Here is a 14,499-nt window from a genome sequence, read left to right on the forward strand (position 1 = left end):
GTGGGATTCCACACCCTACGAAGGAAAACAATGACAATATTGCCCGCTATCGATTTAAAAGACGGAAAAGCCGTCAGACTAAGCAAAGGGCTCATGGAGTCAGCCAAGATCTACTCTGACGAGCCGTGGCAGGTTGCCAAGCGTTTTGAAGAACTCGGAAGCGAATGGGTACACCTTGTCGACCTTAATGGTGCTTTTGCCGGAAAACCTGAAAACCTTGAACAGATCAAGAAGATCAGGGAGAACTGCAACCTCAAACTTGAACTTGGAGGGGGGATCAGGGATGAAGAGACCATCAAAATGTATCTTGATCTCGGCATCGACAGACTCATTCTCGGTTCCATTGCTGTCAAAGACCCAAAATTCGTCAGAGAGATGGCAGCAAAATACCCGATCGTTGTCGGTATCGATGCGATTGACGGCATGGTTGCGGTCGAAGGCTGGGGAGAAGTGTCCGATATGAAAGCCACCGACCTTGCAAAGGAATTCGCCGATGCCGGTGTTGAAGCCATTATCTGTACCGATGTGGGGCGCGACGGGATGATGACAGGTGTGAACATTGACTTCACCCTTGCCATCAAGGAAGCCTCCGGACTGGAGACTATCGCAAGCGGCGGATTGAAAGATATGACGGATATCAATGCGCTCATTGAAGCGGGCATTGACGGTACTATTGTCGGCAAAGCATTCTATGAAGGTACCCTCGACCTCGAAGAAGCGTTTAGGACTGTAAATGCAGGATAAGTATTATGAACTGACGATCACTCTGGATGATCAGTATGTCGATCTTATTTCTGATTACATTATGAATATCCATGATGAAGGCTTGGAGTTCGCTACAGGGAAGATCGTCATGCGAAGTGAATCCGATTTAACCTTCGTTAAAGATGCACTGGTAGCCTTACAGGATGAGCTTGAAAGTGACATCCATATGGATTTCAACTTGGAAGAGAAAGAGAATATTGACTGGATCAAAAGTTATCAGGAGTCCATTCAGCCTATTGAAGCGGGAAAGTTCTATATCTTTCCCAGCTGGTACGAACCAAAAGAGGGGTATATCAATATTAAAATAGACCCTGCACTGGCCTTTGGTTCCGGTCACCACGCCACGACATTCTCCTGCCTTGAAGCGATCAGTAAAACTGTCAAAGCAGGAGACCGTGTTGTTGATGTGGGATGCGGTTCCGGTATTTTGGGGCTTGCGGCAAAAAAACTGGGTGCCACTGTCGAATTGTGTGATACCGACCCACTTTCGGTTGAAAGCTGCAAAGAGAACTTCAAGCTCAATGAAGCGCAGTACGACGAACTCTGGGAAGGCTCTATTGATAAAGCCGTAGGTACTTATGATGTGGTCATTGCCAATATCATCGCAGATGTGCTAAGATTCATCTCCAGGGATCTTAAAGCCGCAGTACAAGAAGGTGGATACCTGATACTTTCAGGTATTTTAGATAAAAAAGAAGAACTGGTCAAAGCATCTTTTCAAGATCTGACTTTAGAAAAAAGAACCCTAAAAGACGAGTGGGTAACACTCGTCTACAAAAAGGAAAAAATAAATGGCTAATCCAAACAATAACAATGATAATAAGCAAAACAATAATAACAACTTTTTCAATGACAATCCCCTGCTCGCCTTTGCGATCTTTTCCATTGTCATCATCCTGATCTTCAAATCCTTCGTCGGTGAAGGAGAAAGTCTCGGTACTATGATGAATACTCAGGGTGTAGCGCAGACAAAACAGGTAAAATATTCGGAGATCAAGAAGAGAATCGAAGAGGGAGCGGTTAAAAGTGTCAAATTGACTCCCTCAATGGTCGAAGCAATCATTGAGGACAACGGGCGTAAAGTCCGCTATGTGGCACAGAATGTCCCAACATACGACAGAGATCTCATTCCACTGCTTGACAAAAAAAAGATCTCCTACGAAGGTGTGGTAGGCAACGGTTTCTTTTCTGAATTGATCAGCATGATGCTGCCTATCCTCATTTTCTTTGCTATTTGGATCTTTCTTGCCAAAAAAATGAGCAAAGGTATGGGTGGGGGTATTCTGGGAGCAGGAAAGGCCGACAAACTCATCAATTCCGAAAAACCGGACACCCGTTTTGACGATGTACAGGGGGTTGAGGAAGCCAAAGACGAAGTCAAAGAGATCGTCGATTTCCTCAAATTCCCGGAACGCTACATAGAACTCGGTGCCAAGATCCCCAAAGGGGTTCTGCTTGTGGGACCTCCGGGTACAGGTAAGACCCTGCTTGCCAAAGCGGTGGCAGGTGAAGCCTCTGTACCGTTCTTTTCCGTGAGTGGTTCCGGATTCATAGAGATGTTCGTCGGGGTCGGTGCCAGCCGTGTGCGTGACCTTTTTGCACAGGCAAAGAAAGAAGCACCTTCCATCATTTTCATCGATGAAATCGATGCCATCGGTAAAAGCCGTGCTTCCGGCGGACAAATGGGCGGAAATGATGAAAGAGAACAAACCCTCAATCAGCTTCTTGCAGAAATGGACGGCTTCGGTACCGATACACCTGTCATTGTACTGGCTGCCACCAACCGTCCCGAGACACTTGATGCCGCCCTACTCAGGGCAGGACGTTTCGACAGACAGGTACTGGTGGACAAACCGGACTTCGAAGGACGTCTGGCGATCCTCAAGGTACACTCCAAAGATGTCAAGCTGGCACCGAATGTTGACCTTGAGATCGTTGCCAAACAGACTGCCGGGCTGGCCGGGGCCGATCTTGCCAACATTATCAATGAAGCGGCTCTGCTTGCGGGACGCCAGAACAAGAAACAGATCGAACAGTCAGACTTGCTTGAAGCCATTGAACGTTCCTTTGTAGGACTTGAGAAAAAGAATCGCAAGATCAACGAGACGGAAAAGAAGATCGTTGCCTATCACGAGAGCGGACATGCACTCATGTCTGAACTCAGCGAAGGCGCTACCCGTGTCACCAAGGTCTCCATCATCCCACGCGGGCTGGGCGCACTTGGCTATACGCTGCATCTTCCCGAAGATGAAGAGCGTTTCCTGAAACAGAAACATGAACTGATGGCAGAAGTCGATGTACTCCTTGGCGGACGTGCGGCTGAAGATGTATTCATTGGAGAGATCTCTACGGGAGCAGGAAACGACCTTGACCGTGCTACTGCCATCTTAAAAGATATGGTCTCAGTGTACGGAATGACCGATGTAGCCGGGCTCATGGTCCTTTCCCGCAGCCAGAACTCTTTCCTCGGAGCCGGGGCTGTATCGACAGACTACAGTGATAAGACAGCTGAGGCTATGGACAGCTATATCAAATCCACTCTGAACGAACGCTACGGCTATGTAAAGGAAACACTCCAGAATTATTATGGCGCCATCGACAATATGGCTAAAGAGCTTTTGGGAACTGAAGTGATCGAAGGGAAGACAGTCCGCAGGATCATTGAAGAGTACGAACAAGAAAAAGGTATGCCTAGCCGTCTTGCCCATAAAGACAAGGTCGCCAAAAACAAAGCAGAGGCAGACAAAAAAGAAGAAGCATTAAAAAAAGAGATATCCGAAGAGAGTGATAACAACAAAGAAGCCTAGATGAAACGCAACATAAAGCTGATCTACCTACTGCCGAACCTCTTTACCGCAAGCAGTATCTTTATCGGTGTACTCAGTATCGTAGAAGCCAGTAAAGGGGATTTTAACTCCGCGTCATGGCTTATTCTTCTCGCACTGGTCTTTGACGGCCTTGACGGGCGTGTTGCCCGTATGACCAATACCACCAGCCAGTTTGGTGTGGAGTTCGACTCACTTGCCGATGTCATCTCTTTTGGTATCGCACCGGCCATGCTGCTCTATTTTTTCACAGGGAACGAATTTGGTCGTTTCGGTATACTGGTATCGGCACTTTATGTCATCTTCGGTGCCATTCGTCTGGCACGTTTCAACATCTGTACGGCAAAAGCGGATCCCAATGTTTTCATTGGCTTGCCCATTCCAACAGCCGCGATCTTCATCTCGATGTGGATACTCCTTTTTGACCAATACACCCTTGAGCAGTACAGTATCGTACTTCTTTTTCTTGCCCTTGGTGTTGCTATCCTTATGGTCAGCAACTTCCGATACCCCTCTTTCAAAAAGATACAGCTTGATAGACCAATGGTCTTTAAGACTATGATCGCCCTGGTGCTTATCATCTCTTTACTCTACCTCTTTTCTGTCGAAGGATTTGCACTTATCATCCTGGCCTATGTACTTTATGGACCAATACGTGCCTTGAGAACACTGAATTTAAGAAAGATCAAAATCAGGAAATAGGATCATCCCAAATCCGTAAATAGCCCCAAAGTAATCATAAATTGAACTAAAATCAACGAGAGATATTATGCTAAAAGATTAGATGCATCATAAATTTGCGTATTACCTTGTTGTTTTTAGCACACCGACATGTTTATGCTAAAAATGCTGTTTTTTTAGGCACTATTCTAGTGTTTGAAGTTTCTATCGTATTGATGTTTTTGGTGACTTTATACGGGTATCATTCCAGTGAAACCCTATAGATGCATTCTCTTATGGAGTGAAATATTTCTACAAACTCTTTTTGAACTTTCAAGATAGTCTGCCTACTGTGTTTCACTACCTTTCCTGCTAAACGATAAAACTTATAGCGTATCGTGGCAACCGTATGTTTTTGCCAGCTATTTTGCAGTATTTGTTTAAAAAGAATGAAGAGATTATAAGCCAGTACACCTATCTGAAAGTAAAATGCATTGGAGATAAAATTTGATGAAGGAAGATAATTGAGATTGAAACCATTTTTAAGTTCTTTGATCCGGTTCTCGCTTGTATCTCCACGCTTGCGATAAAACCTAACAACATCCTGAGCAGACATGCTTTCATCTGCATTGGTAGCGATGACATAATAATGCTCTCTGGCAAGATCAAGTTTTTCGTCTATACTCAACATATCCCAGATCTCCGGAAGTACCGGTGTCACTGTCTTTTTGACAACAATCAGTCTAAAGGCATGGTCTGTGTGCTGCATGGTATGTATAAACTCAGCTACTTCTTCTTTAAGGTGATGTGCTGTACCTTCTTTGGTTTGGAATGATTGCCACTCTTTAATTTCTTTGATATTGGCGTAGACGGAATGATCTAAGTTAGCGCCCACGGTATAGGTGATATGATGATTATTGCAGTGGTTAAAAAGTTCAGCCTGATAAGAAGCAGAATCTGCTCTAAAAAAAGAGAGTGATTTTGCTTTGGGTAATTGTTCCCGACATCTTTTTAGAAACGTCAGATTATTATCTGCGGGCGCAATATTGCCTGAACGAAATTCACTGTGAATCACATATCCGCCATTGATATGACCAATCATAGGTATATATCCGCTTTGCATTTTATAAGTTGTCACTGCTGTACTTTTTTGTGAAAATATTACCGAAGCATCAATATCAAGTACTAAAGGCTCATCTATCGTTTTTAAATGTCTTCGCAACAGTTTACGATTGATGGATTCAATACCATAGATACCATGTAGTCCGTGACGTGTGATCCATTTTCCTACACTCTCTGATACAGGTATATGTTTAATCTTCAACGTCTCTTTGATGGCTTTATCTTTATGAATCATACGTAAGTCATCCAGGACCCTTCCTCCGCTATGAAGCATAAGAAGTAATGGTTGCATGTGTTCAAATGGCATATAACCTCGATTACTTTGAGGTAAAGGTAGATAGGCATTACAGAATTGATCGATTTTAGTTGCTTTTAGATATTCACCGAATAATATGGTTCCGGCATTGGAAGTAAGTGACTCTTTAGTTCCCTCTACAGAAAAATTTAACACACCTTGTGGCATACTTTTACTCCTTGGCAAAAGCTTCACCAAATGGGTGAAAGTGTTTAGTGTCGCTTTTGTCTTTCTTTTCCCCTATTTTACGATACTTCTTCTTTTATGGTTATTTTCTATTTACGGATTTGGGATCATCCTGCAGCTTGACACATTGTCCTAAAGAGTGTATACTTTTGAAAAATTTGACAGGAGAACACTATGAAAACAATCAGAATCCATACAACTATTTTCACCAAAGACTGTTCTCTCCTGCTACTGCTCGCATTCTAATAGTCTAACTATCTATCTTTTTTACATTCAAACAGATCACTATTCTAATCCCCTAACCAAGTTTTAGGTAAAATTAGACAATTTACAAGCCGATGGGCTTTTTATACCACGAAGGTTATAACCATGAGTAAAGAAACAATTAAAATATTTGACACGACATTGAGAGACGGTGAACAGAGCCCAGGGGCTTCCATGAACACTGAAGAGAAGATTCAGATCGCTACGCAGTTGGAGCGTTTGGGTGTGGACATCATCGAAGCGGGATTTGCCGCGGCAAGCCCGGGAGATTTCGATGCCATTGAAAAGATCGCGCAGCGTGTAAGCAACTCTACAGTCTGTTCTTTGGCAAGAGCGATAGACTCGGATGTCAAAGCAGCAGGCGAAGCTGTAACCAAAGCCAAGATGAAACGTATCCATACTTTCATCGCAACTTCGAAGATACATATGGAGCATAAATTGAAAATGTCTCCTGACGAAGTCATCAAAAGAGCGGTCAGAGCGGTAGAGTACGCCCGTACTTTCGTTGAGGATGTGGAATTCTCCTGCGAAGATGCGGGACGCTCCGACATAGGCTTCATGAAAGAGATCTCCGATGCGGTCATCGAAGCGGGTGCCACTACCATCAACCTGCCGGATACCGTAGGCTTCAGGCTTCCCTTCGAGATAGGGGCAATGGTCAAAGAGATGAGCGAATACGTCAAAGGACGTGCTATCATCTCGGTACACAACCATAACGATTTGGGCTTGGGTGTGGCTAACTCGCTTGAAGCTGTCATCAACGGTGCCAGACAGGTCGAATGCACCATCAACGGTCTGGGAGAACGCGCGGGGAATGCCGCCCTGGAAGAGATCGTCATGGCATTGAAGACACGTTCGGATGTCTTTTCGGATTTCAAAACCAATATAAACACCAAAGAGATCTACCCATCAAGCCGTTTGATCGCAAGTATCACCGGCATCGAACCGCAGCCGAACAAGGCGATCGTCGGAAAAAATGCTTTCGCCCATGAGAGCGGTATACACCAGGACGGTATGTTAAAAAATAAAGAGACCTACGAGATCATCCGTCCCGCAGATATCGGTTTGGATATGGAAGACACTCTGGTCCTGGGTAAACATTCGGGCCGTGCAGCGTTCAAAGACAAATTGAGCAAACTGGGCTTTACATTGACAGATGAAGCATTGAACAGTTCTTTCGAGCGTTTCAAGATACTTGCGGACAGGAAAAAAAATATCTACGATGATGATCTGAGAGCACTGGTCACCAATGAAATGACTTCCGCTCCGAAGATCTTCGAATTGATCTCCCTGCAGCTGATGGACTGTTCCAACGGTGTGCCTTCGGCAGCGGTAAGCATCAAAAAAGATAACAATGAGATCATTGATGCGAGTATCGGTGACGGGACTATGGATGCCATTTTCAAGACCATTGACCGTATATCCGGCTATGAGGGTCAGTTGTTGGATTACAAGGTCAAATCGGTCAGCAAAGGAAAGGATGCTCTTGCAAACGTGACAGTCAAAGTATCCTTCAACGGAGAACCTGCTATTATAGGGCACGGTCTGAACATCGATACCATGCTGGCATCTGCGAGAGCCTATACAGGTGCATTGAACAGCTATTTGAGCATGGAAGGGAAATTGAAGTCACGCTACAGTGACAGTTCGAAGACGATATGATTATATTTTGCGCAGGGTGTGCAATAGCACACCTCATATAAATAATTGTGTTATATTTTTAATCATATTTAAATTGGTGTGCAATTGCACACCCTACATATATTTTTTTAACACTTCCGGAATCTCTATCGTCCCATCTTCATTCTGATAATTCTCCATAATCGCGATCAGCGTTCTTCCCACTGCCAATGCAGAACCGTTCAGGGTATGGACAAGTCTGTTCTTCTTGCCGTCTTTAAACCTGATCTTCGCACGTCGTGCCTGAAAATCCCTGGTATTGGAAATGGAAGAGATCTCACGGTACTTGTTCTGCCCGGGGAGCCATACTTCAAGGTCTATCGTCTTTGCTGCTGAAAAACCAAGGTCACCTCCGCAAAGCTCTACCACTCTGTGCGGCAGTCCCAGTGCCGTCAGAATATCCGACGCATTCTGTACCATCATATCAAATACTTCATCACTGTTGTCTGGATGAGCAATAGCTACCATTTCCACTTTGTCGAACTGGTGTTGACGTATCATCCCGCGTGTATCACGTCCGGCTGACCCAGCTTCTTTTCTGAAACAGGGTGTATAGCCGGTCATAAGCACAGGCAGATCTATTTCTGCAAGTATCTCATCATGATACATATTGGTAAGCGGCACTTCAGCAGTAGGGATCAGGTAGAGGTCTTCATCTTCGATCTTAAAAAGGTCATCTTCAAACTTGGGCAACTGTCCTGTACCCTGAAGCATTGCAGCATTATTCATGAACGGTACACAGAACTCTTCAAATCCTCTTTCCCTGTTCGTATCAAGGAAGAAGTTTATCAACGCTCTTTCCAGTCTTGCAGCATCTCCACGAAGTACAGAAAAACGGCTCTTGGCAAGTTTAACTCCACGTTCAAAGTCTATCCATCCGTTTTTCTCTGCCAAGTCCCAATGTTCTTTAGGTTCAAAATCAAAACTTCTCGGTTCAAGGACTTTTATAAGTTCAACATTATCTTCCTCATCTGCACCTTCCGGTACTGAGTCATCCGGCAAATTGGGTATGGCAAGAGCTACGGCATAGAGTGCCTCTTCAGCTTCTCTCGCTGCTTCCTGTAGAGGAACCATCGCCTCTTTGTTGGCATCGACTTTTGCTTTGAGCTCAGTGATATCCTTTCCTTCACGCTTATACTGTCCAAAGAGTTTTGACATGCTGTTCTGTTCCGCTTTTGCCGCTTCCAGTTTTGCGTTGGCTTCTTTGAGTGTTTTGAAAAGTGTCTGCAGATGCTCAAGTGATGCTGCATCTACACCTTTTTTTTGCAGTTTCATACTTACTTCATTAAAGTTATTTTGGAGGTATTTTAAGTCTATCATAGTTATATAACCTAATATGAGATATTTATGAAATTATAGTAGAAAATTAAAAAAAAAAGATTAAAAAAGTCAACTCCAGATAGTGTATGTAATTTGATAGTGGTATTATAGTTAATTGTGTAGAAAAAGAAGATCAAAAGGCATATGGAGCCGGGGTAGAAATCCCGACTAGATTGATATTCTGATCAATACTCCAAATAAATACTACCACCATCACTGGTCCAATTAGCAATACAATTCATCGTTATAGTCCCTGCAGTCCCCTTCGTTACAATTGCAATTTCAATATTACCATTTATATCAGATATAAAGTTTGAGTTTGCTTGGTCTATGCTGCACTGTTTGCCACTGAGGGGATCCTCAACATCAGGCTTAACCGTGATACTCCCAGGAACTATATTGACTCCTGATAAAGCCTCTATCGGTTGACTACCATCACATTGGTTGACATACAGAGACATTTGAACCTTGTGTGTTTGACCATCGTTGGGAACTTCAGGTTCCGTAGATCCATATCCACCAGGTCCAGACGCACTACCACCAGGCCATCTGAATGCATCGACCTTAGATATGCCTGCTCGAACTACTTCTCCATTAGCATCTACGTCATTGGAAACAACGGATAGAGTAAATGTTCTGCCCGCCAATTTATAATCATAGATAACTTCAAATGTCATAATACCATCTTCATTGGTTACATAGTTTGTCTTTGTGACACCATAATCATCTGATGTCTCTTTTCCTGAACGTGATATATTGGCTGTTGCTACACCAAATCCAGGGATGTATCGTCTCTCGTTACCCACTACATAGGCCAATCCAGTAACTGTTTTTCCACTATACTTCTCATCAAGAAAAAGGGTCCTGCTTGTAACATTATCTATATCCCATCTACCTAGATAGCCACTGTTATAATTTTGAGCATCAGGCAATATAGCCAAGCTATCTTCATTGGTTACGCCACTACCTGTAAAAGAACCCCTAGGATCAATAAATGTTGCATAACTACCAGGTTTAAGCTCCCCACTTGGATTTTTTCGACTGACAACTTTTACCCCATTGATAATACTCGGGATCAGTGTTACGCCCCCTTTAGCCGGGTTACCGTGACTATCAACCGCCTGTACAGTAAATACCATTTTAGCCATCCTGCCATCAGGAGATCCGTAGTTCGTATTACCATTGGTAATATCTTGATCTTCATCAAGGCATTGAGTATTATTGTATGTCAGTGAAAGGGTACTCACTGGACCAAATTTAATCTTGGCATCTATAATCACTTTAATAGTTGTACTAGCTACTCTGTTTCCTTCAGCATCGACATAGTATATATGCATATCATGTTCTTTGCGGTCTTCGGGTATATCGTTACTATCGGGGCCTACATATTCAAACCTGATATATCCGTTATCATTGATCCCATCTGTTACATCTACGTCTCCATCATCTTGTTGGTTCCATACTATATTGTTGATACGTCCAAATTCTTTGGGTAAAGACTCTGGTATAACACAATCGCTGACAACTGTTTCAGAGCTATTTGCCCGATCCTTGCTTATCGTACAGGGACGTACCGGTAAGACTGGCAAACCATTATTTACCAACTGGACACTGATAATTTTGTTTGTATTAGGCTGTGTTACAACGATTGGTGTCGTAGCATTTGCTAATGCATATCCTGGGAAAGGGCCTTTTGGCTGCATATTGATTTTTACATTTGTTTGTGCAGCTATAGTTCCTTCACCATCAATATAATAAAAATACATTTTATATTTTTTATCTTCTTTAGGCATTTCAGATGTAACAGGAGATATATATTCAAAGGTAAGATATCCTAAATTATCATCGCTGCATGTCCCCTCGGTACAGCCTGGAGCAAGACGTATCTTTCCAAATTCACGTGGAAGATTCCCAACCAGCACACAATTTTGGAGTGCAGAAAGGTTGTTGTCATTTGGTTCACATGCTGTAATAGATGTTAACGGCCCATTATTGGCCATGACTTGCATCTCTATCTTTTTAATTTGACTTGGATAGCTTATATTCATAGGTGGATTATTGTTGACAAACCTATAACCTGTACTCATTGATTTCGCAACAAATGGTTCAGTTTGTGTTTTACCATTCAATGTTATTTTTGTTACACCACTTAGTACGTAATCTATCTTATTTTCACACTCAGCATCAACTTTTCCTGCAACAATAAGAGGCATGGAAGAATCCCCATTTCCGTTTAATACTACAGGATTAGGACTAAATGTTACTTCAGAAACTTCACAACCAACAATATCGATAGCAGTATTTTCCACTTCCACATTGTAGTTGTTACTGAGGTTTTTTTTGTATCTTACAGTTAAAGTAAATGATTTTACTTCACTGCCAGATTTCACTGTATTCACTGAAGCATAATATATGTCTTCTGCCTTAACAAGTTCTACAGCATTTTCATTACTAAGTGAAATTTCACCACTCTGAGTATCTCCACCTCCTCCACTACTACCACATGCAGACAGAAACAGCGTAGCCAAAAGACTATATATAAGCATTAAATATTTTTTCATCATTTATTTTCCTTTTGCTTATTTAAATATGTAGTTCAGGCCAAAAAGAATACTACCTGTATTGTTGACATACTCACTACTTGACAATGAATACCTGTAACTTAAATCCAACTCTATTTCATCTGCTACACGAAAAAGAACACCAGCCTGTCCACCATAAATAAAACTATTTTCATCATTATTTCCATTAGGGTTGGATGTTTTATAGTTCATATAGCCTATATTTACTCCAATAAAAGGTTTGAATGAAGAATCCTGCATCAATAGGTAGTCAAAAGTTCCCAAACCTCTATAATATTTCTGATCATCATCTGTACTATCAAAGTAATTAACAATCAATAAAGTCCGCCATGTATCATTTTGGGCACCAAGACGCAAACCGTATTCAACATTATATGCTGACCTATGACTTTCTTCCCCAAATGGCCCATATGTATCAGCCTCTATCTGTGCCGAACCAATTTCCACTCCTATGATTTTTTCATTTATTGCAATATCTTCAGCTACTAAAGAAGATACACAAGTTAACATTGCCAAGCTATACATTAATTTCTTCATTACACTTACTCCTATTTAAATTTTATTTACATAAAAATACTCTACCTGCATAGAATACCATAAAAATTTTGTTTTTTTAATTAAATATTTAAAAATATTATTTTTTAGAACCACTTGCAAATTCCCGCAAAAAGTTGATCATTATTACTCTCCCACCAAATAACCTGAAAGATCAAGCTGCACAAGCCACACCCGTATGTTTATAACTTTTTTGATATCGTTCCACCCCTCCATGAGACAAGAGGGCAAAACTTTTTCCTATGGCCAGTTAGGCTCAATATTTCCTGGTCCTGCCCCCGTTAAGAACTCATCATGTTCTTTAACCTTTCCGACACTCCACAGACTCAAATCATGATTACTGAAAGATGAAGCATTATAGAACATCCTATTCATATAGAGCACGTTTGAAACATTCCATTTTTCAACAGGTTGATCAAATTTTTTATTTTCCTCAAACATATAACCCATATCGATAACACTAGAAACATCCCATTGTGAGATATCCTGATTGAATGAGCTATCAACAAACATCCAAGACATATTGGTAACACTTGAGACATCCCACTGTGAAATATCCTGATTAAATGAGTCGCACCAACCAAACATCCCAGCCATATTGGTAACACTAGAAACATCCCATTGTGAGATATCCTGGTTAAATGAGCTATCTCTAAACATCTCAGTCATACTTTTAACACTAGAGACATTCCAACTACCGATTGGCTGATTAAATTGTACATTGTTCATAAACATCCTAGCCATATTGGTAACACTGGAAACATCCCATTGTGAGATATCTTGGTTGAATGAGCTATAACTACTAAATATCTCAGCCATACTTTTAACACTAGAGACATTCCAACTACCGATTGGCTGATTAAATTGTACATTGTTCATAAACATCCTAACCATATTGGTAACACTGGAAACATCCCATTGTGAGATATCCTGGTTGAATGAGCTATATCTAAACATCCTAGCCATATTGGTAACACTGGAGACATTCCATTGTGAGATATTCTGGTTGAATACAGTGAAAGTGTAACCATCGCCTTCAAACATGGCATCCATATAGATTACATTGGAGACATTCCAACTACCGATTGGCTGATTAAATTGTACATTACTCTTGAACATCCCTCCCATATCTAAAACACTGGAAACATCCCATTGTGAGATATCCTGATTGAATGGACTATAGGCAAACATCATATACATGCCGATAACACTGGAGACATCCCATTGTGAGATATCCTGGTTAAATGAGCTATCTTTAAACATAGAACCCATATCGATAACACTGGAGACATCCCATTGTGAGATATCTTGGTTAAATGAGCTATCTCTAAATATCCCAGCCATATTAGTAACGTTGGAGACATTCCAACTACTGATTGGCTGATCAAATAAGCTACCCCTAAACATTTCAGCCATACTTTTAACACTTGAGACATTCCAATCAGATATATCCTGGTTGAATACAGTGAGAAAGATATCATCTCCAAACATGTTATCCATATAGATTACATTGGAGACATTCCAACTACCGATTGGTTGATCAAATAAGCTACTCCTAAACATTTCAGCCATATTGGTAACACTGGAAACATCCCATTGTGAGATATCCTGGTTAAACATACTATAGGCAAACATCCCTTGCATATTGGTAACATTGGAGACATCCCAGTCTGAGATATCCTGATTAAATGCAGTGCCCCAAAACATATTTTTCAGGCTTTTTACATTCGAAATGTCGGGTTTGTCTGTCGTATTGGCTTCGAGATTTAGACAACATGTAAAGGCATTTTCAAAACTTTGCCATGGGTTCTCACCCCATTGAGAAATAAGCCGGATCTGTTTTGAGTTATCATTGCTTTCATTTAGATCAGCAAAAAGACAAGCCAAGGGACCATCAAAAGCAATTGCAGGGAATTGGCCGCTGATTTTTACCTGATGACTTCCTGTCGCTGCATAAGTATGGGTAATGTTGCCATCAACATGCTCATCCTCACTTCCGTCACCCCAGTCTACTGTGTAATCATAAGCATATTTAGCATTAGTGGGGATCATGATATCACTGTCTGTAGCATTCGTTTCCCATATCGTGATAAACGGAGCTGGTTGAGGAGAGGGTGGTGAGGATTTTGAAGACGAACTACCGCATCCACTCACAAAAAGGGCAAAACCAGTAACCGCAAGGAGAAGAAGGTATATGCCTTTTCCCCATATTCTTTTTTTGTTCATATAGATTCCTTCTAAGATT

The 14,499-nt window shown here is 41.7% G+C and carries 10 protein-coding genes; 5 read left to right on the forward strand and 5 right to left on the reverse strand.

Going from position 1 to position 14,499, the window contains the following annotated elements; translation table 11 throughout:
* Positions 1-30: 30 nt before the first annotated feature.
* Genes hisA through pssA form a run of 4 tightly spaced genes read left to right on the forward strand, consistent with a single transcriptional unit; the run spans position 31 to position 4,292 of the window.
* Positions 31-744 (forward strand): 1-(5-phosphoribosyl)-5-[(5-phosphoribosylamino)methylideneamino]imidazole-4-carboxamide isomerase, encoded by a 714-nt coding sequence (gene hisA / locus SUN_RS10115; RefSeq protein ID WP_012083716.1) that lies wholly within the window; start codon positions 31-33, stop codon positions 742-744.
* Entirely contained in the window at positions 734-1,564 is an 831-nt protein-coding gene (locus SUN_RS10120; protein WP_012083717.1) for a 50S ribosomal protein L11 methyltransferase, read from the forward strand. The genes hisA and SUN_RS10120 overlap by 11 nt, the downstream gene beginning before the upstream one ends.
* On the forward strand, positions 1,557-3,572 hold the full coding sequence (gene ftsH / locus SUN_RS10125; protein WP_012083718.1) for an ATP-dependent zinc metalloprotease FtsH: 2,016 nt from the start codon (positions 1,557-1,559) through the stop codon (positions 3,570-3,572). Before SUN_RS10120 ends, ftsH begins: the two co-directional genes overlap by 8 nt.
* Complete coding sequence (gene pssA / locus SUN_RS10130; protein ID WP_012083719.1) at positions 3,573-4,292, forward strand: CDP-diacylglycerol--serine O-phosphatidyltransferase; 720 nt, start codon at positions 3,573-3,575, stop codon at positions 4,290-4,292.
* Between the two features lie 220 nt (positions 4,293-4,512).
* Here the strand turns inward: pssA and SUN_RS10135 are convergent, their stop codons facing one another.
* Positions 4,513-5,835 carry an IS1380-like element ISSlsp1 family transposase gene (locus SUN_RS10135; protein WP_011980420.1) on the reverse strand — a complete coding sequence of 441 codons (1,323 nt, stop codon included), beginning with the start codon at positions 5,833-5,835 and terminating at the stop codon, positions 4,513-4,515.
* Positions 5,836-6,222: 387 nt separating this feature from the next.
* On the opposite strand from SUN_RS10135, the gene SUN_RS10140 reads away from it, so the two are divergent.
* Positions 6,223-7,779 carry a 2-isopropylmalate synthase gene (locus tag SUN_RS10140; protein WP_012083720.1) on the forward strand — a complete coding sequence of 519 codons (1,557 nt, stop codon included), beginning with the start codon at positions 6,223-6,225 and terminating at the stop codon, positions 7,777-7,779.
* A gap of 93 nt (positions 7,780-7,872) precedes the next feature.
* Here the strand turns inward: SUN_RS10140 and serS are convergent, their stop codons facing one another.
* From serS to SUN_RS13165, 4 genes are all read right to left on the reverse strand, one after another.
* The gene (serS, locus tag SUN_RS10145) at positions 7,873-9,117 is read right to left on the reverse strand and encodes a serine--tRNA ligase (RefSeq protein ID WP_012083721.1); all 1,245 of its coding nucleotides are present in this window, start codon (positions 9,115-9,117) and stop codon (positions 7,873-7,875) included.
* A gap of 185 nt (positions 9,118-9,302) precedes the next feature.
* The gene (locus tag SUN_RS10150) at positions 9,303-11,681 is read right to left on the reverse strand and encodes a hypothetical protein (RefSeq protein WP_012083722.1); all 2,379 of its coding nucleotides are present in this window, start codon (positions 11,679-11,681) and stop codon (positions 9,303-9,305) included.
* 15 nt (positions 11,682-11,696) lie between these two features.
* Complete coding sequence (locus SUN_RS10155; protein ID WP_012083723.1) at positions 11,697-12,236, reverse strand: outer membrane beta-barrel protein; 540 nt, start codon at positions 12,234-12,236, stop codon at positions 11,697-11,699.
* A 258-nt stretch (positions 12,237-12,494) separates the two neighbouring features.
* Positions 12,495-14,480: a BspA family leucine-rich repeat surface protein gene (locus SUN_RS13165; RefSeq protein ID WP_012083724.1), complete on the reverse strand. Its 1,986-nt coding sequence runs from the start codon at positions 14,478-14,480 to the stop codon at positions 12,495-12,497.
* Positions 14,481-14,499: the final 19 nt, after the last annotated feature.

Source organism: Sulfurovum sp. NBC37-1, from assembly GCF_000010345.1.
Lineage (GTDB): Bacteria > Campylobacterota > Campylobacteria > Campylobacterales > Sulfurovaceae > Sulfurovum.